We start from the raw sequence: 19738 nt of genomic DNA on the forward strand, positions 1-19738 counted from the left end.
GCCTCGTGAGTTCCGGCGCCGGTGAGAGAACCGGCACCGGAACTCACGAACTGCCTAGGGACGGTCGGTGAGATACCCGCCCATGGTCGTGAAGTATTCCGCCGCCGACAGCTCCCGGTCGTCGGCCGTCCGGACGCGTTCGATCCGCAGCCCCGGCGACTGGCCGCGCCGCGCGTCCCGGCCCGCGACGATCACCACGCCCTCGCCTTCGCGGATGAAGATGCGGCCCGGAGTTCCGCCGTAGCGGCCGTCCGAAACCGAGGCGCGCACGATGCGCAGCTGCTCGCCGCGGTGGTAGGCGAAGGCGTTGGGGTACGGGTCGGATTGGGCGCGCACCAGGCGGTCCAGTTCCTCGGCGGACCACGTCCAGTCGATGAGACTGTCGCGCGGGGCGCGTTTGTGGAAGAAGCTCGCCTTCGTCCGGTCCTGCGCGATCGGGACCACCGTGCCGGATTCGATGAGGCCCAGTGCTTCGGTCACGAGCGGTTCGATGAGATCCACGGTGCGGTGGAACAGATCCGTGGCGGTGTCGCGCGGGCCGACCGCGACCGCGCGCTGGGCCACGATGTCGCCCGCGTCGAGTTCGTCGTTCATCATGTGCGCGGTGACGCCGACTTCCGGCTCGCCGTTGATCAGCGCCCAGATGATGGGGGAGAAGCCGGCGTAGGCGGGCAGCAGCGAGTCGTGCACGTTGAGCGTGCCGTGGCGCGGCAGGGTGAAGATCTCCGGCGGCAGCCAGGTGCGCCAGTTGTTCGCGACGATCAGGTCGAGGTCCGCGGCCTTCAGCTCGTCGAGCAGTTCCGCGTCGTCCGGGCGGGTGCGCAGCAGGGTGCGGATTTCGTGCTCTCCGGCCAGTGCGGCGACCGAATCGCTCCAGATCCGTTCGTAGGCGTGGTCGCTCGGCGGGTGGGTGACCACCAGTCGCACGTCCTGGCCTGCGTCGAGGAGGGCCTTCAGGGTGCGGTGTCCCCAGGTCTGGTAGCCGAACATGGCCACGCGCATCGGCGGTGCACCTTTCGTGGTCGGGACGAACATCACCCAGACAGTACTAGTTGAGGCTTACCTAAGTTAGGTTAGGGTTTCTTGAGCATTGGTCAGTCGGGAACGGTGATGCGGCAGTGCCGCGCTAGGGGACTTTCATGTCACGAGCAGGGGCCGAGGACAGCCAGGTGCCGGTGTACGACGTGGTCGGAGTCGGGTTCGGGCCGTCCAACCTCGCGCTCGCGATCGCCCTCGCCGAGCACAACGCGGGCTCGGGGGAGACGGTCACGGCGCACTTCCTGGAGCGCCAGCCCCGCTTCGGCTGGCATCGCGGGATGCTGATCGACACCGCGACCATGCAGGTGTCGTTCCTCAAGGACCTGGTGACGATGCGGAACCCGGCGAGCGCGTACACCTTCCTGAACTATCTGCACGAGAAGGGGCGGCTGGTCGATTTCATCAACCACAAGACCCTGTTCCCGCTGCGCGTCGAGTTCCACGACTACTTCGAATGGGCCGCGGCGAAGGTCGACGACCTGGTGTCCTATGGCAGCGAAGTCGTCTCGGTCGAACCGGTCCGCGACGGCGACGAGATCGCGTTCTTCGACGTGCGCGCCGAGGCGGACGGCGAAATCACCGAACTGCGGGCGCGGAATCTCGTGCTGGGCACGGGATTGCGCGCGAAGCTGCCGGACGGGGTCGTCGCCGGAGAGCGGATCTGGCACAACAGCGAACTGCTGCGCCGCGTCGAGTCGTTGCGCGGCACGGACGCGCGGCGGTTCGTGGTGATCGGCGCCGGCCAGAGCGCGGCCGAGGTCGCCGCTTTGCTGCACGACGAATTCCCGCGTGCCGAGGTGTGCGCGGTGTTCGCGCGCTATGGCTACAGCCCCGCGGACGACAGTGCGTTCGCCAACCGGATTTTCGACCCGGAGGCGGTCGATTCCTTCTACGCGGCAAGCGAACCGGTCAAGGAACGCCTCATGCGCTACCACGGCGCGACGAACTATTCCGCGGTCGATCTCGACCTCATCGACGAGCTGTACCGGCGGCGCTACCAGGAAAAGGTGCTCGGCGTGGAACGGTTGCGGCTGTTCAACGTTTCGCGGCCGATCGAGGTCGCCGACCAGGGCACGCACGTGCGCGCGACGGTCGAATCGCTGGCGACCGGCGAACGTTCGGTGCTGGACGCCGACGCCGTCGTCTACGCGACCGGCTACCACCCCGCCGACCCGGTGCCGCTGCTCGGCGGCCTGGCCGGCGAATGCCGCCGGGACGGCCAGGGCCGGTTGAAGATCGAACGCGACTACCGGATCACCACCGGTCCGGCCGTGCGCGGCGGGCTCTACCTGCAGGGCGGCACCGAGCACACGCACGGGATCACGTCGTCGCTGCTGTCGAACACCGCGGTGCGGGTGGGCGAGATCCTGAAGTCCATTGTGGACCGGCGGGCGGTCGGATCCGATCCGGTCGAGTACGCGGTCAGCGGGATCCGCTGAGGCGGGGAAGGGACTGAGCCATGACGAATCCGTTCGAAAACCCGGACGGCGTTTACCGGGTCCTCGTGAACGACGAGGGCCAGCACAGCCTGTGGCCGGACTTCGTGGCCGTGCCGGACGGATGGCGGACCACCTTCGGGCCGGACGCGCGGCAAGCCTGCCTGGACCACATCGAGCGGACCTGGACCGATCTGCGCCCGCTTTCGCTGCGCCGGACTTCCTGAAGGCCGGGAGGGGAACTCAAGCAGGGTTCCCCTCACCGGCGGTGGCTGCGCAGGCCGGACCAAGCGGTCCAGAGCGTGGCGTACCGGCCGCCGGCAGCGACCAGTTCGTCGTGCGTCCCGGATTCCACGACCGCCCCGGCGTCCAGCACGACAATGCGGTCCGAGGCCGCTGCCTGGGTCAACCGGTGGGCCACGATCAGGCCGGTGCGGCCTTCGAGCGCCGCGGCCGCGGCGGCTTCCAGAGTTTTCGCTCCCGCGCTGCCGGCCTCAGCGGTGGCCTCGTCGAGGATCGCGACCGGTGGCTCGGCGAGCACCAACCGCACGAGCGCGAGTTGCTGAGCCTGCGTGACGGTCAGCCGATGCCCGGCTTCGCCGACGACCGTCGCGAGCCCGTCCGGCAATGCCTCGACCCACTCGGCCGCACCGGCTTTGGCCAGCGCGGTGCGGAGATCCTCGTCGCTGGCCCCGGGAGCGGCGAGGCGGAGGTCGTCGGCCAGCGGTCCGCTGAAGACGTGCACTTCCTGGCTGATCAACGCGACCGCGCGCCGGGTGGCGGCCGGGCCGAGCTGGTCGAGCGGAACGCCGCCGAGGGAAACCGTGCCGCTGGTGGCCTGGTGGATCCCGGCGATCAGCTTGGCCAGCGTCGTCTTCCCGGCCCCGCTCGCCCCGACCAGCGCGACGCGCTCGCCCGGCGCGACCTCGAGGTCTACGTCGCGCAGCACTGGGTGGCCGTCCACATAGGAGTGGCCGAGGCCGACGGCTTTTACCGAGGCGTCGACCGGACGGCCCGCGCGGGTCGGTTCGGCCGGCGACGGCAGATCCGCGACGCCGATGAGCCGGGACAGGCTCGCGCTCGCTGCCTGCGCGTCGTCGACCAGCGCGAGTGCGGTGTTGATCGGCCCGAAGAGGCTGTGGAAGTACAAGGCGGCCGCCGTCGCGACCCCGACCGTCGCGAGATTCGCGCCTACCAAGAGGAAACCGGCCGCCAGTACTGCGGAAAGGCCGACGAACTCGGCGAGATTCAGCCGGCCGTAGAAGCGGGTGGCGAGGCGAACCCCGCGCAATGCCAGCTCTACCGCGCCGCTCGACCGTTCGCGGACCCGGTCGACGTGTGCCTCCGCGAGACGGAACGCGCGGACGGTCTTGGCGCCGCCGATGGTGTCGAGAAGCTGTTGCTGCTGCGCGCCGACGGCGGCTCGCTGGGCGGCGTACAACGGGGTCGCGCGGCGGACATACCAGCGGACGGTGTGCAGCTGGATCGGAACCGCTAGCAGGGCCGCGGCGAGGAAACGCCAGTCGAGGACCGCCATCGCGACCAGGGTCAGCACGATCGTCAGCACTGAACGGGCGAGCGCGGGCAGCGCTTGCCGGACCGCGTCGGCGACGACCGAGACGTCGTTGGTGACCCGGGCGGTCAGGTCGCCGGAACCGGCCTGTTCGACCTGCTCCAGCGGCAGGCCGAGAGCGCGGTCGATGAACCGTTCGCGCAGGTCGGCGAGCATGGTTTCGCCGAGCCGGGCGAGCATCGAGACGCCGATCGCGGTGGCGGTCGCGGACGTCGCGGCGACGAGGACCAGCCCCGCGACGGGGTAGCCGAGCGCGGACGCGGGCTGCCGGGTGGCGACGAGGTCGACGACGCGGCCGAGCAGGGGAGCGGTCAGCAGGCCGATCGCGGTGGCTCCGACGACGAAGGCGAAGGACCCGATCGCGCGGCCTTTGGCTCTCCGCAGCAGGTCGAGCAGGACGGCCCGGATGCGTGGGCCGGTGGCGACGGGGAGGAGCTGGCGGTTGGTCATGAGAGGACCGCCGTGCGGTAGGTGGCTTCGGTGCGGACGAGTTCGGCGTGGGTGCCTTCGGCGGCGACCTGGCCGTGTTCGATCGGCACGACGCGTTCGGTCACGGGGAGCCCGGCCCCTTGAGCGCGGGCGAGTTCGGCGGTGACTCGGCCGTGTTCGAGCAGCACGACGCGGTCGGTCACGGTGAGCAGTGCGGGGCTGGTGGTGATCACGGTCGTCATGTGGTTGCGGTGGAGTTTCGTGACTCCGGTGGCGGCAGTGGGGAGTTGGCGTTCGGTCACGAGAGGACCGCCGTGCGGTAGGTGGCTTCGGTGCGGACGAGTTCGGCGTGGGTGCCTTCGGCGGCGACCTGGCCGTCTTCGAGCAGCACGACGCGGTCGGTCACGGTGAGCAGTGCGGGGCTGGTGGTGATCACGATCGTCGTGCGGGCGCGGCGGAGTTTCGCGACTCCGGCGGCGATGCGGGCTTCGGTGACGGTGTCGACGGCGGTGGTCGGGTCGTGCAGCACGAGGACCGGCGCTTCGGTGGCGAGGGCGCGTGCGAGGGCGACCCGTTGTCGTTGTCCGCCGGACAGTGATCGGCCGCGTTCGGTGACGGTGGTTGCGGTGCCGGACGGGAGCGTCGCGGCTACCTCGTCGGCGGCTGAGGCGGTGAGCACGCCGTCGGGGACGGCGGGCATTCCGCCGCGGACGTTTTCTTCGACTGTGCCCTCGAACAGATCTGTGTCGTGCGCGGCGACGAGGACGACGTCGCGGACCCGGTCGGGATCCACAGTGGACAGATCTACGGCGTCGACGTGGACGGTGCCGGCGCGGGGATCGGCGAACCGGCCCAGGCAGTCGAGGAGATCGGTGGCCGTGGCGGGGTCGGTGGTGACGATGCCGAGCAGTTCGCCGGGCGGGACGGTGAGGTCGAGTTCGCGGAGGTTTCCGTGCGATACGGCGGAAAGCTCCACGCTGCCGGCGGCTGGGGAGGGCAGCTCGCCGGTGCCGTGAGGGACCGCTGGCGGTGCGCTGAGAACTGCGGCGACTCGACCGGCGGAGGCGCGGCCCTGGGCGAACTGTGCGTTGACCCAGGCGAAGATGGTGAACGGCGTCTGCAGGAACTGCGCGAGCCCGACCGCGGCGACGAGGTTGCCGACGGAGATCTCGCCGTTCGCGGCCAGCGAGCCGCCGACGAGCGCGACGATCGCGATGAAGATCCCGGTGAGCGCGAGCAGCGCGCCGTTGTGCCATGCCTGCGCGCGAGCCGCGCGGACGGTCGCTTGCAGGGAATCCCGGCTGGTGCGTCGATAGCGCGCGGTCGCGGCCGGTTCCGCGCCGATGCCCTTCAGCACCCGCAGTCCGCTGACGAGGTCAGCTGCGACGCCGGAGGCGTGCGCGGCGCGTTCCTGCTCCAGTCCGCTGCGCTTCTCCAGCGGTTTCCCGATGAGGTGGGCGAGGAACAGCAGCGGCGGGGTGCCGAGGAGGACGAGCAGCCCGAGCGGCACGGACATCCGCAGGAGCACGACCGCGCTCACGACCAGCCCGGCGAGCGCGGCGATGCCGAACGGAAGCACCGCGTTGATCATCCCGACCCGGCGGGCGTCCGAGGTCCCGACGCTCACCAGTTCCCCGGCGAGCGCACCGTTCTCCGCGCCGCCGCGAGGATGCAGGACGCGACGGCTGACCGCGAGCCGGATCTCGTGCGCGGCGCGCTCGGACGCGCTTTCGGCCGCCCGCGCGCCGAAGCGGTAGCTGGTGGAGAGCACGAGGAAGACGACCGCCAGTACGGCCAGCCAGCCGAGGAGCGTCAGTGCTGAGCTGTCGGCGACGGCCCGGTCCAGCACGACGCCGATCACTGCCGGGACGAGCGCCTCGCCGCCTTGGTGCCCAGCGGCGAGGACAGCCGCGGCGACGACCGATTTCCGTTGTCCGGCGATGGCTCCGCGCAGGACGTCCCGGCCGGTGGTCATCGGCGCCTCCGTTCGTGCGGACGAGGCCGGTCCGGTCGCCGGTTCCTCCCTTTCGTCCACTGGAGAAGGCTAGCCTAACCTTTGGTCGGAGCGGTGCCGGGACGAGTCAGGTGCGGGGACGAGTCACCGGTGGGCGTCGCGTCCCGCGGGTTCTGTTTCCGGCGGTTGCTCTCCGGCTGCGGCGACTGCCGGTTCGGGTTCGCCGAAGCGGGCGAGTGCGAGGGCGGCGGCTACGGCGAGGACGAACCCGATCAGGGCGACGACAGCGAACCCGGGCCGGGTCCGGTCGCCCAGCAGCAGGACGCCGATCAGCGACGGCATGACCGTTTCGCCGAGCACCATCATCGCGGTGGCGGTGGTGACGCTGCCGCGTTGCAGTGCGGTGGCGAAGAACAGCATGGCCAGCGCGCCCGCGACGGCGACGACGTACAGCGCGGGGTCGCGCAGCAGGTCCAGCGGCGCGAGGCTCGGGATCACCCGGCCCGCCACGGCGACCAGTCCGAAGCACAGTCCGGCGACCAGCCCGAGCCCGGCGGTGCGGACCCGGTCGCCCGCGCGCCCGACGAGGAGGCCCGCGATTCCGAGGACCACGGCGGCACCGGCGAGCGTCAGGCGGAAACCGAGGCCGACTTCGCTGGAACCCTCGCTTTCCGCGGACGAACCGAGCAGTGCGAGCCCGGCGACCACGACTCCCACCGCGGTCCATTCCCGTGCCCCGAGCCGGACGCCGAACACCCGCACCGCGACGGCCGTCACCGCGAGGCTCGCGGCTTGCGTGGCCTGCACGAGAAACAGCGGCAGGACGTGCAGGGCGGCGATCTGGGCAATGAAGCCGACGCCGTCGAGGAGAAGCCCGACGACGAACTTCCACTGCTTCAGCACCCGGAGCAGCAAGCGCGGGTCGACCCCGGCGCCGCCCTCGTCGGGCGCTGCCTTCGCGGCCACTGCCTGCATCACCGAAGCGACGCCGTAGGCCACCGCGGACAGCAGCGCGCACAGAAATCCCCACACCATGACGCCGAGAGTATTCCTGCCCGGCGGCGGTAGGCTCGGGGCCATGGCGGAGGTGGAGCGCGTCTGGCCGGATCCGCTCGACGGCGACGAGATGACCGTGCAGACGCGCTTCCTGGACTTCCTCCGGGCGACCGCGCTGCAGAAGATCACCGGGCTGACCCGGGAGCAAGCGGCCGCGGCGCCGCTGCCGAGTTCGCCGCGGACCAGTGCGCTGGGCGTGCTCAAGCATCTGACCGCGGTCGAGCGGTGGTGGCTGGTGATCGAGGCGGGCGGTTCCGATGAGCCTTCGCTGTGGCCGGGCTCGCCGGACCCGAGCTGGGAGCTGACGCCGGAAGACGACGTCGCGCCGGTCGTCGCGGCTTATCGCGCCGAATGGGAACGGGCGGCAGCGGCGCTGGCCGGGCTCGCGCCCGACGACCGGACGCGCCGGTCGGGGGAGTTCACCGTCCGCTGGGTGCTGGCGCACGTCGTGCAGGAGACCGCTCGGCACGTCGGGCACCTCGACGCGCTGCGGGAACTGGCCGACGGCTCCGTGGGGGAGTGACGTTACGCTGCGGGCATGGCAGACCAGCTCTACTTCCGCCAACTGCTCGCCGGCCGCGATTTCGCCGTCGGGGACCCCGTCGCGACCCAGATGGTGAACTTCGCCTATCTGATCGGGGACCGCGAATCGGGCGAAGCGGTGCTGGTCGACCCGGCGTACGCGGTCGGCGACCTGGTCGAGACGCTGGAAGCCGACGGGATGCGGCTGACCGGCGTGCTCGCGACGCATCACCACCCCGACCACGTCGGCGGCGACATGATGGGCTTCTCGCTGCCGGGGATCGCGGAACTGCTCGCGCTGCGTCCGGTGCCGATCCACGTCAACGCGCAGGAAACCGAGTGGGTGCGCCGGGTGACCGGGGTGTCGGGCACCGACCTGCGCGCGCACGAGCACGACGACGTCGTGACGGTCGGCTCGATCGGCATCCGGCTGCTCCACACGCCCGGGCACACGCCGGGCAGCCAGTGCTTCCTGGTCGGCGACCGGCTGGTCTCCGGGGACACGCTGTTCCTGGAGGGCTGCGGCCGGACCGATTTCCCCGGCGGCGACGCGGACGCGATTTTCCGCAGCCTGCAATGGCTGGCGACGCTGCCGGGCGATCCGGTGGTGTATCCGGGACACCAGTACTCGCCCGAGTCTTCGGCGTCTTTGTCGCGGGTGAAGAGCTCGAATTTCGTGTTCCGGCCCCGGTCTCTCGAGGAATGGCGGATGATGTTCGGCGGCTGAGCCGGGTTCGGACGGCCGGAGCGGGTTGCGGGCGAAGAGCGCTTGCAGCGCCTGGAAAATGACCATAGTGATCTTGTACCGCACAGCACCGACAATTCCGGGCTGAGCGCGGGCCGCCGGTGCTCGACGCCGACCGGTGATGCGGAGACGGGATCGGTCAGTCGCCGCGGCGGCTCGGGGCGGCCGCGCAACCGCCTGGCACGCCCGATGTTCGGCAGCGCACCGGGAAACCCGTTCCGCATCCCGGGCATCCGGGTGCCCGCCCGGCGAACAAACCCCGTACACCGCCGCGCGGATTCCAGTGCGTGAGAGCCGTCCGGCACGACATTGACTTCACCCGTCCGGGGATCGAAGCTCGGGGACATGAAGCGCGGCGTCCTCCTCGTGTGCCGCCTGCACGTCGACCTCCGGCAGCAGGCGAGCGCGGTCTGTCTGTCCCGCCGCTGATTTCCTTTCCCTGAACCGAAAACTCCACCCGGGAGAAATCCGTGTCGATTTCCACCACGGGCGTGCTGCCGCGCGCCGAAACGGCCGCGCCGAAGCGCGCGCAGCGGCGGCTGCCGTCGCTGCGCCGCTGGATCAGCCCGGTCGTGCTGGTCGCGGCGTGGCAGATCGCCAGCTCGACCGGCGCGCTGCCGCCCGACAAGCTCAGCTCGCCCTGGACCGTTCTGCAAGCCGGTGCCGACGTCGCCCGCAGCGGCGAACTCGGCAGCGCCTTCGCGGTTTCGCTGGGCCGCGTCGGCGCGGGGTTCGCGCTCGGGGCGCTCGCCGGCCTGCTGCTCGGGGCGGTCGCCGGGTTGTCGCGCTGGGGCGAGGCGCTGGTCGATCCGCCGGTGCAGATGCTGCGGACCTTGCCGTTCCTCGGGTTGATCCCGTTGTTCATCCTGTGGTTCGGGATCGGCGAAGAGACCAAGATCTTCCTGGTGGCGCTGGGCGTGGCGTTCCCGCTGTATCTGAATGTCCACTCGGGAATCCGGACCGCCGATCCGCAGCTCGAGGAAGCCGCTCGGGCGCTGGGATTCACCCGCGCCGAACGGCTGTGGCACGTCGTCCTGCCGGGTGCCTTGCCGCAGGCACTGGTCGGGCTGCGGCAGTCGCTCGGGGTCGCGTGGCTGGCGCTGATCGTCGGCGAGACGGTCAACGCGGACGCCGGGATCGGTTACCTCATCAACAATGCCCGCGAATTCCTGCGCACCGACGTCGTGGTGGTCGGACTCGTGGTCTACGCCGTGCTGGGCCTCGTCACCGACGCGCTCGTCCGGCTGCTCGAAAGGAGGGCCTTGCGATGGCGAGCCCGGTAGCCGAGGTCCGTGACCTCGCGAAGAAGTTCGATGACCGAACTGTCCTTAATGGACTTGACCTGGAGATCGGCCGCGGCGAGTTCGTCGCGTTGCTCGGGCGGAGCGGGTCCGGGAAGTCGACGCTGCTGAAGGTGCTGGCCGGACTGGACCAGGAGATCGAGGGCACGGCCAGCGTCCGCGGGACGGTTTCCGTCGCGTTCCAGCAGCCCCGGTTGCTGCCGTGGCGCAAGGTCTGGCGCAACATCGTGCTCGGCCTGCGCCAGGACAACGACCGCTCCGTCGCGGAGAAAGCGCTCGCCGAGGTGCGGCTGGCCGAGCACGCCGACAAGTGGCCGCTCACGCTGTCCGGCGGTGAGGCGCAACGGGTTTCGCTCGCCCGGGCCTTGGTCCGCGAGCCGGATCTGCTGCTGCTGGACGAACCGTTCGGCGCGCTCGACGCGCTGACCCGGCTCGCGATGCACCGGCTCGTCGAGGACTTGTGGCGCACGCATGAGCCCGCCGTGCTGCTGGTGACCCACGACGTCGACGAAGCACTCGTGCTCGCCGACCGGGTCCTCGTTCTCGGCGACGGCCGCATCGTCGCCGAACACGTTCTCGGCCAGCCGCGTCCGCGGAAGGCCGCCGACAATGCCGAGGTGCGCAGCCGCGTCCTGGCCGATCTGGGAGTGACCGAAGGTGCACCTGCGTAACGTCCTGGCCGCAGCGCTTCTGCTGACCGGGCTCGCCGCCTGCTCGTCGTCCGCTTCGGACGGTCGTGCGCCGGTGCCCGCCGCGGTTTCGCCCGCGGAGCTGAAGAAGGTCACGCTGCGCGTCGGCGATCAGAAAGGCGGGGTGAAATCCCTGCTCACGGCGGCGAACCAGCTGAACGGCACACCCTACCGGATCGAATGGTCCACGTTCACTTCCGGGCCTCCGCTGCTGGAGGCGGCTTCTGCGGGGGCGATCGACGTCGGCCGAGTCGGCAATACGCCGCCGATTTTCGCGGCCGCGTCGAAGGCGAAGATTTCCGTGGTGAGCGTGGCGAAGAGCAATGTGGAGCGGGAAACCGTTCTGGTGCCGCCGGATTCGCCGTTGACGGATGTCGCGTCCCTGCGGGGCAAGACGGTCGGGGTCGCGAAGGGGAGTTCGGCGCACGGGCAGCTGCTCAACACGCTGAAGAAGGCCGGTCTCTCCACAAAGGACATCAAGATCTCGTTCCTGCAGCCGTCCGAGGCCTTCGCGGCGTTCACCCAGCACCAGATCGACGCCTGGGCGATCTGGGACCCCTACACCGCACAAGCCCAGCTCGAGGCGCACGCCCGGGTGCTCGCCGACGGTCGCGGCGCGTCCAACGGGCTCGCCTTCGAGACCGCCAGCACGACCGCGCTGGCCGACCCCGGCAAGAACTCGGCGATCAAGGATTTCGTGCAGCGCGTGGTGAAAGCCCAGCTCTGGTCCAACTCGCACCCCGACGAATGGGCGCGCGCGTGGGCGGCGGAAACCGGGTTGAAGCCGGAAGTGGCGAAGAAGGCCGTCTCCGCTGGACGGGACCGGCCGATTCCGCTGGACGACGCCGTGGTCGCGTCCGAACAACAGCTCTCCGACGCGTTCACGAACGAGGGCACGCTGCCCGGGAAGGTCGACTTCGCGGCGTTTGTCGACCGCCGTTACGGGCCCGACATCGAAGCCGCGAGGAGGAACGGATGAGCGTGAAACTGCACTGGTTCCTGCCGACCACGGGGGACGGCCGGACGATCGTGGAACGCTTCCACGCCAACAAATCCCAGGGCCCGAGCGCACAGCGGCCCGCGGACCTGGACTACCTCGCGCAGGTCGCCCGCGCGGCCGAGCGGCTGGGCTTCGAGGGCGTGCTGACCCCGACCGGGACCTGGTGCGAGGACGCCTGGCTGACGACCGCCGCGCTGATCCGCGAGACGAGCAGGCTGAAGTTCCTGGTCGCGTTCCGGCCGGGCGTCATCTCGCCGACGCTCGCCGCGCAGATGGCCGGCACGTTCCAGCGGCTGTCCGGCGGCCGGGTTCTGCTGAACATCGTGACCGGCGGCGACGCGATCGAACAGCGCCGGTTCGGCGACTGGCACGACCACGACGCCCGCTACGCCCGGACCGACGAGTTCCTGTCGATCGTGCGCGGCGTGTGGTCCGGCAAGCCGTTCGACTTCGCCGGCGACCACCTGCGCGTCGAAGGAGCCACGACGCTCGCCGCGCCGGATCCGGTGCCGCCGCTGTACTTCGGCGGTTCCTCGGCGGCAGCGCTCCCGGTCGCCGCGCGGCACGCCGACGTCTACCTGACCTGGGGCGAACCGCCCGCGCAGGTCGCGGAGAAAATCGGCAAGGTGCGGGAACTGGCCGAGCGGGCCGGTCGCACGGTCCGGTTCGGCGTCCGGCTGCACACGATCGCGCGCGACACCTCGGCGGAGGCTTGGGCGGAGGCGCAGAAGCTGCTCGACGCGTTGAGCCCGGAGCAGATCGCCAAGGCCCAGTCGCAGCTGGCGGCGAGCGAGTCGGTGGGGCAGCAGCGGATGGTCGCGCTGCACGGCGGCAAGGCCGGCACGACTGCGCGGGATCTGGAGATCCATCCGCATCTGTGGGCCGGGATCGGACTGGTCCGCGGCGGGGCGGGGACGGCGCTCGTGGGCAGTTACGCGGAGATCGCGGATCTGATCGAGGAGTATCACGACGCCGGGGTGTCGGAGTTCGTGCTGTCCGGGTATCCGCATTTGGAGGAGGCGTACTGGTTCGGCGAGGGAGTGCGGCCGGAGCTGGGGCGGCGCGGGTTGCTGGACGAGGCGCCGGTGTTGCGGGCGGTGCCGGGGGAGAGCGCGGTGGCTGCGCAGTAGGGATGGTCGTGAGTGTTTATCCCGGTTCTAACCGGGATAAACACTCACGAGTTCCCGCACGCTCGGGCTCGCGCTGACGGATGTGACGGCGTCGGTGGTGCGATCGTGAGTGGTGATGCCGGTTCTCACCGGCACAGACACTCACGAGAGCAGGTGGGGCGCCTCGCTCCGGCGGCGCAGTGCGAGGTGCATCATCGCGCGGCCGCCGAGTTCCAGGTCGTCGTCGAGCGCCTTCAAAGCCGACTCGCCGCCAGCGCGGAGCTGGCCGACGAGGTGCCGGTGGGTTGTCGCCAGGTGCTCGGCGGAGGACTCGGCGCGGATGGTCGCGAGCATGCAGTTCAGTTCGTTCGCGCAGGCCCGGTGCGCCGCCAGCACGCGAGGGTTTCCGCTGGCCGTCACGATTTCCGTGTGCACCGCGCTGTGCGCTTCGATCACGTGCCGCCACGGCGTTTCGGCGGTCATCGACTCCAGGCGCCGCACTGCCTCGTCGACGGCGTCGAAGTTCGCGTTCTGGAGCAGAGCGAGCCGGAGCGCGCCGAGTTCCAGGATGGAGCGGTACGAGCACATCGCGTCGATGCGTTCGGTCGTCACCGCGGGGACGACGATCCCCTTGTTGCGCTGGTGTTCGAGGAGGCCCTCGGACACCAGCGTCTGCAGGCCGGAGCGCACCGAATGCCGTCCGGCTCCGAAGCGGGCGCTCAGCGATTCCTCGGTGAGCCGCGTCCCGGGTTCGAGGAGGCCGTCCAGGAGATCGTCGCGGAGGGCTTGCGCGATGCTTCCCGGCGTACTGCCCGCCTGTTCGCGCACTTCGCCACTCGTTTCAGCAGAACTTCCCACAGCGACTGCCGATCTTAGCCGAGCCCGCCGTCACAGCCGGGCGGGCAGCCGCAGGGAGGCGTGTTCCGCGGTGATCTCGTCGGTGCGCGTGACGCCGAGAAGCCGCAACGTCCGCACGTACTCCGCGCGGAGGATCTCGATCGAGCGCTCGACGCCTTGCTCGCCGGCCGCCATCAGGCCGTACAGGTAAGCCCGGCCGACCATCGCCGCCGACGCGCCCATGGCCCGCGCGGCGACCAGGTCGGCGCCGGTCCGGACGCCGGTGTCGAGGATGACCTCGCAGTCGTCCCCGACGGCGTCCACGACGCGCGGCAGCAGTTCGAGCGGGGTCGGCGCGCGGTCGAGCTGGCGGCCGCCGTGGTTCGAGAGCACGAGGGCGTCGACGCCGGAAGCGGCCATCTCCTTGGCGTCCGCGACGCTCTGGATCCCTTTGACGATCAGCTTTCCCGGCCACAATCCGCGCAGCCACCGCAGGTCCTCGACGGTCAGCGACGGGTCGAACATCGTGCCGATCAGTTCCTCGACCGTGCCGTCGAAGTTGTTCAGCGCGGCGAACTGCAACGGTTCGGTGGTCAGCAGGTTCAGCCACCAGGACGGCCGGACCGCGATCCCGGCCAGCGTGCGGATGGTCAGCGTCGGCGGGATCGTCAGTCCATTCCGGACATCGCGCATCCGCGCCCCGCCGATCGGGGTGTCGACGGTCAGGACGAGCGCTTCGTACCCGGCTCGAGCCGCGCGTTCGACCAGTGCTTCGCTCGCGGCGCGATCCTTCCAGAGGTAGAGCTGGAACCACTGCCGTGCGGAAGGCGCGCAGGCCCGGACTTCTTCGAGATCGGTGGTGCCCATCGTCGAGAGCACGTACGGGATCCCGGCGCGGGCGGCCGCGCGGGCGACGGCGATCTCGCCCTCGTGGTGCATCATGCGCGTGAAACCAGTTGGCGCCAGCACCAGCGGCAGCGCGGACTGTCCACCGAGGACTGACGTCGACGCGTCCACCTCGGTGACGTCCTGGAGCACGCGCGGACGCAACTCGACGTTCTCGAAGGCCCGCCGCGCCCGGCCGAGGCTGATTTCCTGCTCCGCCGCGCCGTCGACGTAGTCGAAAACCGGCCGGGGCGTGCGGCGGCGGGCGATGGTGCGCAGGTCGTCGATCGTGTGCGCGGTGGCGAGGCGGCGCTCGCGGGCGTCGAACCGGGGCTGCCGGAACTTGAGCAGCGGCCGGATCTCCGACGGCCGGGGCATCCGCCGCTTGATCGCCCGCCGGGGCAGGTGCTCGGGTTCGAACGTGGTCATCCACTGCCTCCTGGCCGCCGAGAAATCGGTACACAATCGCGAGCCGGTGAACTGCGTGCTGCACCGGCGTTTGGGGAACTCTTGGGCAGGAGGAGTGAAACACGCACCCATCCCGAGCGCAAGGATTGTGACACAATCAGCGGTGTGCGGCCTCCGATGCGCTGAGCGTGTCGAGGTCGTGCTCGAGCGCGTGGCGGGCCAGCGCGGTCCGGTTCGGACAGTCGAGCTTGACCAGGGACGACTCGACATGGCTGCGCACCGTGCGGACCGCGATGCCGAGCGCCGCCGAGATCCGCTCGTTCGACCATCCGCGCGCGACCAGCCCGACGACGTCCAGTTCCCGCCCGGTCAGCGGCCCGGGATCGGGCAGGCGGGAGAGCCGCAGCAGCGCTCCGTCCGGACGGCGCGCCCGCGCCCGCACCTGCCACCAGACGCCGTCCGCGTCCCGGTGGCGGAAGCCGGTCCGCTCGGCCGCGGCGCACCGCGCGGCGAGCCGGAGCTCGTGCTCGCTCAGCGGCAGCCGCTCCACCACTGCCGAACGCACATCGACCTTGGCCGGCGAAACGTGCAGTACGGCGTCGGCCGCCGGATCGCCCGGTTCGGCACCGGGGTCGGCCAGCGCGGCGAGGTCGTGCGACAGCATCGTGAGCGCGAGGAAGGACCCGTCGTCCAGCGGCCGGTCATGCGTCGAACTCAGCGCCATGAAACTCCGCTCCGGACCGGTGCCCGGCGCGAGCGGCAGCGTCACGCCCTCGCGGAAACCGTAGGGCTGGATGCCTTCCCGGTACGTCCTGGTCTCGTGGACCTCCGGGATGTCGGCGAAGCGCAGCGGCAGGCCCAAGCGGGCCGCGCGCCGGTGGATCGGGCACTTCCAGCGGTAGGTGGTGGTCAGATAGCCGAGCATGTCCGCCGGGTAGCCGAGGTTGACCGTCGCGGTGCGCTGCTTGCTGCCGCTCACCAGCGCGACGCAGGCGAAACCGAGTTTGTCCCGCACCGCGCGGAGCGGGGTTTCGACGGGCAGTTCGCCGCGGCCCGCCGCGCGCACTTCCCGGGCGAGCCGGGCCCACCACTGCACATCCGCGGTCATCTCCGAACCTCCGCTGCCGGACGGAGCATGAACGGCCGCTGTCCGGGATGTCAACGGGGCGCACATCCGCGGCGGAGGCGGAACGGCTTTTCGGCCGATGCCGCCGCCCGCGCCCGCTCGTAGCGTTCCGGTTCCCCGGCTGAAGGAGACTGGATGAACCTCGACGAATACGCCGCCCTCGACGCGACCGCGCTGGCCGCGGTCATCGCCTCCGGCGAGGTCGCCGCCGAGGAGGTCGCCGCGCTCGCGGCCGAAGCCATCGGCAAGGTGAACCCGGAGCTGAACGCGGTCGCGGACGGCCCGTTCGAGCGCCCGCTCGATTACTCGCGCGGCGGCCGGTTCGCCGGGGTCCCGTTCGCGATCAAGGACATCGTGCTGCACGCCGCCGGAGTGCCGACCCGGATGGGCACGCGGCTGCTCGGCAAGGGCATCGTGCCGCCGGCCGACACCCACCTCATGGAACGCTTCCGCGCGGCGGGCCTCGCGACGCTGGCCGTCACGACCACGCCGGAGCTGGGGTTCAACGGCAACTCCGAAGCGCTGGCCTACGGTTCGACGCGCAATCCGTGGAACACCGGGCACAGCGTCGGCGGATCGAGCGGCGGGTCAGCCGCACTGGTCGCGGCCGGGGCGCTCCCGATCGCGCACGCCAACGACGGCGGCGGGTCGATCCGCGTGCCCGCCGCCTGCAACGGCCTGGTCGGCCTGAAGCCCAGCCGCGGCCGGGTGCCGACCGGCCCGGACTACGCCGATCCGCTGTACGGCATGGGTGTCGAACTCGCGGTGTCGCGGACGGTCCGGGACACCGCGGCACTGCTCGACGAGGTCGCAGTGAGCTATCCGGGCGACCCGTACATCCTCGCCCCGCCGGCGCGCCCGTGGCTCGACGAGGTCGGCGCCGACCCCGGACGGCTGCGCATCGGCCTGCACACCGAATCCTGGTCGGGCAGCTACGTCGACCCGGAGGTCGCGCGGGCCGTCGAAGCCGTGGCCGAGCTGCTCGAAGCGGCGGGTCACCACGTCGAACGCGCGACGCCGGTCTTCGGCTGGGAAGCGTTCCTGCACGCGAATCACGTGTTGTGGTCCGGATTCCTGGCCGGTGCGGTCGCCGGGATCGAGGAAATGACCGGGGTCGCCGCGAGTCCGGAGAATCTCGAACGCACCACGTGGGCGTGCGTCGAGTACGGCCGCTCGGTCAGCGGGACGGAACTGACCGCGGCTCTGGGTGCGATGAACGTCGTTTCCCGGGCGGCTGGCCGGTTTTTCACCGAGTACGACCTGCTGCTGACTCCGACGACGAACACCCCGGCCCTGCCGCTGGGCCGGCTCGACGCGAACGCCGATCTGGCTGCGGACGAGTGGACGAGGCAGCTTTTCGACGCTTGCTCGTTCACGCCGTTGTTCAACCAGACTGGTGCCCCGGCGATCAGCCTTCCGCTGGGAGAGTCCTCGCAGGGATTGCCGATCGGGGTGCAGCTGGGCGGTCCGGTGTGTTCGGAGTCGTTGCTGCTGCGGGTCGCCGCTTTCCTGGAGGAAGCGCTGCCGTGGGCATCCCGGCGGCCGGCAGTCCACGTCGCTACTCGGAGCGGCAAGTCCTGAGATAGCTGAGGAACGAGGCCTGCAACCCGGTCACGTGCGTTTCGCGCAGGACCTCGCTGGTGACAGCACGCGAGGGGAGGCGGTGCAGGAGCGTGGCCGTGTTCTTCGCGAGGTTCTGGTAGACGGCCAGGTCTCCGAAAAGCTCTCGGTCGTTGACAGTCACGTGCAGCTTGGCGGCGGGCAGTCTGTCGCCAAGCTCGCGCAGCTGAGCGAAAATCTGGCTGTCTTCCCCGACCACGCCGGGGCTGCCGGCTCCGACGCTTTCGAAGAGCGGGCAGCCGCTGAGCCAGGCGTAGAGACTGAAAAGCCCGCCGTACGAATACCCGAAGAGGCCGTGCCCGCTCTCGGCCGTGCCGTAGTCGCGTTCGATGCGCGGGTGCAGTTCGTCGGCGAGAAAGGCCAGGAACACGTCGGCGCGGGTGTCGCGCAATTCGGCGAGGTAGGCGTCGGCCTCTTCGCGGCTCATCCTGCCCGTGCGGACGCTCATCTCCACGGCATCCACGAACTCCGGGCCGATGGGCTCGCCGGGCGGCACGAGGTCCCGGTTGCGCAGCCGGGTCCAATGCTGGGCTTCCTCGCCCGCGTAGCCGACGCTGACCTGGAGATACGGCTGGATCTGCTGCATGGGATCCGCCTGGGTGACGATGAGCGGGGCGGTCATGCCGACGGTCCAGTTGCCGTCGAGCACGTACAAGGCAGGTGCTCGCGTCGTGCCGGGGTCGTAGCCCGGCGGCGTGGTGACCCAGACGGCGTAGTCGTATCCGCTGCCGGAACGCATTTCGAAGTAGTCGGTGCCGGCCAGGCAGCCGTGCCACAGGGTGCTCATCGGAGGTCCTTCACTACGCGGCCGGCCTTGACGACGACGATCGCGTTGGCCGGGTCGGAGAACAGCTGCGGATTTTCGAGCGGGTTTCCGTTCCAGAGCACGAAATCCGCCTGCGAGCCGGGCGCGATGACTCCCACCTCGCCGGAGAGCCCGAGGATTTCGGCGTTGGTTTTCGTCGCCGCCACGAGAGCGTCCATCGGGGTCTCCAGGGCAGCGCGCAAGGCGAGTTCTTCGCCGCGGTGGTTCTGGGCCGGACCGATGAGGTCGGAGCCCAGCCCGATCCGCAGCCCGGCATTCTTGGCGACGGCGAGCGCCTCGGCCATCCGCTCGCGAACACCCAGCACGCGCTCGCGGATCGACTCGTTGAGGCCGGTGGCCGCGGTGTCGCGCAGCAGTTGCTCGACGACGGCGAACGTGGGCACGAGAGCGACGTCGCGCGCGGCCATGAGGGCGGCCGTCGGCTCGTCGATGTCGGTGCCGTGCTCGACACACCGCACCCCGGCCTCGACCGCGTTACGGATGCCTTCGTTGTTGTGCGCGTGAACCGTCACGTAAGTGCCGCGCGCGGCGGCTTCTTGCACAGCGACCGCGATTTCTTCCCTGGTGAACTGAGTGTCGGTCAGTTGGTCGTGACCGCTGACCACCCCGCCGGTCACGCACAGCTTCAAGAAAGAGGCTCCGCGGCGGAAGGCCTCGCGCACGTTGCCGCGCAGTTCGTTCGCGTTGCCCGACTGCATGGACAGGGCGCAGAGGCCAGGAATGTGATGGCTGCTCCACAGTTCCGTGGGCTCCCACTCGGCTCCGTAGTAGCCGTGGCCGCCGGTCTGGCATTGGACCGGTCCGCACGACAGCACGCGCGGCCCCCGGACCTTGCCCTTGGCGATCGTGGTGACGACGCCGCCGTCGATCCCGCCGGTGTCCCGGACGGTCGTGAAACCGGCGTCGAGCGCCGCGCCGGCCGTGGCGAAGATGTCCGCCGCGAGCTCGGCAGCGCTCAGCCGAAACGCGAACTGCGGTTCGATCGGGCTCGACAGGCCCAGGTGGACGTGGGCGTCGATCAGGCCGGGCGTCATCGTCAGGCCGTCGGCGTCGAAGCGCTCGCCGGAAGCGCCGGGTCGCGCGATCAGCCCGTCTTCGACCGGGACGGTGATGTCGGCGGGATCGCGCCCCGTCCCGTCGGCGACCGTCGCGCCGACTACCTGGAAACGTTCCACGAGCCGTCC

19 protein-coding genes are annotated in these 19738 nt (G+C 70.5%); 9 read left to right on the top strand and 10 right to left on the bottom strand.

The genetic code is table 11. The features are described from left to right. Nucleotides 1-54: 54 nt before the first annotated feature. Nucleotides 55-1002, bottom strand: a complete 948-nt coding sequence (locus H4281_RS01405) for a methionyl-tRNA formyltransferase (protein ID WP_182889020.1) — start codon at nt 1000-1002, stop codon at nt 55-57. Between the two features lie 137 nt (nt 1003-1139). On the opposite strand from H4281_RS01405, the gene H4281_RS01410 reads away from it, so the two are divergent. Beyond that, complete coding sequence (locus H4281_RS01410; protein WP_182889021.1) at nt 1140-2477, top strand: lysine N(6)-hydroxylase/L-ornithine N(5)-oxygenase family protein; 1338 nt, start codon at nt 1140-1142, stop codon at nt 2475-2477. Between the two features lie 20 nt (nt 2478-2497). Continuing rightward, the gene (locus H4281_RS01415) at nt 2498-2701 is read left to right on the top strand and encodes an MbtH family protein (RefSeq protein WP_182889022.1); all 204 of its coding nucleotides are present in this window, start codon (nt 2498-2500) and stop codon (nt 2699-2701) included. Between the two features lie 32 nt (nt 2702-2733). On the opposite strand, the gene H4281_RS01420 is transcribed toward H4281_RS01415, so the two are convergent. From H4281_RS01420 to H4281_RS01435, 4 genes are all read right to left on the bottom strand, one after another. After that, nucleotides 2734-4497, bottom strand: coding sequence for an ABC transporter ATP-binding protein (locus H4281_RS01420; protein WP_182889023.1), 1764 nt, complete (start codon nt 4495-4497; stop codon nt 2734-2736). Next, nucleotides 4494-4778: a hypothetical protein gene (locus H4281_RS01425; RefSeq protein WP_182889024.1), complete on the bottom strand. Its 285-nt coding sequence runs from the start codon at nt 4776-4778 to the stop codon at nt 4494-4496. The genes H4281_RS01420 and H4281_RS01425 overlap by 4 nt, the downstream gene beginning before the upstream one ends. Then, a complete protein-coding gene (locus H4281_RS01430) occupies nt 4775-6451 on the bottom strand; it encodes an ABC transporter ATP-binding protein (protein WP_182889025.1) in 1677 nt (558 codons plus the stop codon). The genes H4281_RS01425 and H4281_RS01430 overlap by 4 nt, the downstream gene beginning before the upstream one ends. A gap of 123 nt (nt 6452-6574) precedes the next feature. Then, complete coding sequence (locus H4281_RS01435) at nt 6575-7465, bottom strand: DMT family protein (RefSeq protein ID WP_182889026.1); 891 nt, start codon at nt 7463-7465, stop codon at nt 6575-6577. A gap of 43 nt (nt 7466-7508) precedes the next feature. Between H4281_RS01435 and H4281_RS01440 the strand changes: the two genes are divergently transcribed. The 6 genes from H4281_RS01440 to H4281_RS01465 all read left to right on the top strand — a co-directional run bounded on the left by H4281_RS01440 (nt 7509) and on the right by H4281_RS01465 (nt 12873). Next, nucleotides 7509-8009: a mycothiol transferase gene (locus tag H4281_RS01440; RefSeq protein WP_182889027.1), complete on the top strand. Its 501-nt coding sequence runs from the start codon at nt 7509-7511 to the stop codon at nt 8007-8009. Nucleotides 8010-8024: 15 nt separating this feature from the next. Beyond that, nucleotides 8025-8735 (top strand): MBL fold metallo-hydrolase, encoded by a 711-nt coding sequence (locus H4281_RS01445; RefSeq protein WP_182889028.1) that lies wholly within the window; start codon nt 8025-8027, stop codon nt 8733-8735. Between the two features lie 488 nt (nt 8736-9223). Continuing rightward, nucleotides 9224-10036: an ABC transporter permease gene (locus tag H4281_RS01450; protein WP_182889029.1), complete on the top strand. Its 813-nt coding sequence runs from the start codon at nt 9224-9226 to the stop codon at nt 10034-10036. Continuing rightward, on the top strand, nt 10021-10725 hold the full coding sequence (locus H4281_RS01455; protein ID WP_182889030.1) for an ABC transporter ATP-binding protein: 705 nt from the start codon (nt 10021-10023) through the stop codon (nt 10723-10725). The genes H4281_RS01450 and H4281_RS01455 overlap by 16 nt, the downstream gene beginning before the upstream one ends. Then, entirely contained in the window at nt 10712-11722 is a 1011-nt protein-coding gene (locus H4281_RS01460; protein ID WP_182889031.1) for an ABC transporter substrate-binding protein, read from the top strand. Before H4281_RS01455 ends, H4281_RS01460 begins: the two co-directional genes overlap by 14 nt. Further along, the gene (locus H4281_RS01465; protein ID WP_182889032.1) at nt 11719-12873 is read left to right on the top strand and encodes an LLM class flavin-dependent oxidoreductase; all 1155 of its coding nucleotides are present in this window, start codon (nt 11719-11721) and stop codon (nt 12871-12873) included. Before H4281_RS01460 ends, H4281_RS01465 begins: the two co-directional genes overlap by 4 nt. Nucleotides 12874-13014: 141 nt before the next feature. Here H4281_RS01465 and H4281_RS46500 read toward each other — a convergent pair whose 3' ends face one another. The 3 genes from H4281_RS46500 to H4281_RS45105 form a co-directional block, all read right to left on the bottom strand. Further along, nucleotides 13015-13680 carry a GntR family transcriptional regulator gene (locus H4281_RS46500; RefSeq protein WP_182889033.1) on the bottom strand — a complete coding sequence of 222 codons (666 nt, stop codon included), beginning with the start codon at nt 13678-13680 and terminating at the stop codon, nt 13015-13017. A 60-nt stretch (nt 13681-13740) separates the two neighbouring features. Next, complete coding sequence (locus tag H4281_RS01475) at nt 13741-15003, bottom strand: alpha-hydroxy acid oxidase (RefSeq protein WP_182889034.1); 1263 nt, start codon at nt 15001-15003, stop codon at nt 13741-13743. Nucleotides 15004-15139: 136 nt separating this feature from the next. Next, entirely contained in the window at nt 15140-16090 is a 951-nt protein-coding gene (locus tag H4281_RS45105) for a helix-turn-helix transcriptional regulator (protein ID WP_220506576.1), read from the bottom strand. Nucleotides 16091-16243: 153 nt separating this feature from the next. Here H4281_RS45105 and H4281_RS01485 point away from each other — a divergent pair, with 153 nt between their 5' ends. Further along, complete coding sequence (locus H4281_RS01485) at nt 16244-17689, top strand: amidase (RefSeq protein WP_182889035.1); 1446 nt, start codon at nt 16244-16246, stop codon at nt 17687-17689. Here the strand turns inward: H4281_RS01485 and H4281_RS01490 are convergent. Further along, nucleotides 17667-18515 (bottom strand): alpha/beta hydrolase, encoded by an 849-nt coding sequence (locus H4281_RS01490; protein WP_182889036.1) that lies wholly within the window; start codon nt 18513-18515, stop codon nt 17667-17669. The two genes, H4281_RS01485 and H4281_RS01490, sit on opposite strands and share 23 nt — an antisense overlap. Next, nucleotides 18512-19729: a metal-dependent hydrolase family protein gene (locus tag H4281_RS01495; protein WP_182889037.1), complete on the bottom strand. Its 1218-nt coding sequence runs from the start codon at nt 19727-19729 to the stop codon at nt 18512-18514. Before H4281_RS01495 ends, H4281_RS01490 begins: the two co-directional genes overlap by 4 nt. Nucleotides 19730-19738: the final 9 nt, after the last annotated feature.

It is taken from the genome of Amycolatopsis dendrobii, from assembly GCF_014145675.1.
Lineage (GTDB): Bacteria > Actinomycetota > Actinomycetes > Mycobacteriales > Pseudonocardiaceae > Amycolatopsis > Amycolatopsis dendrobii.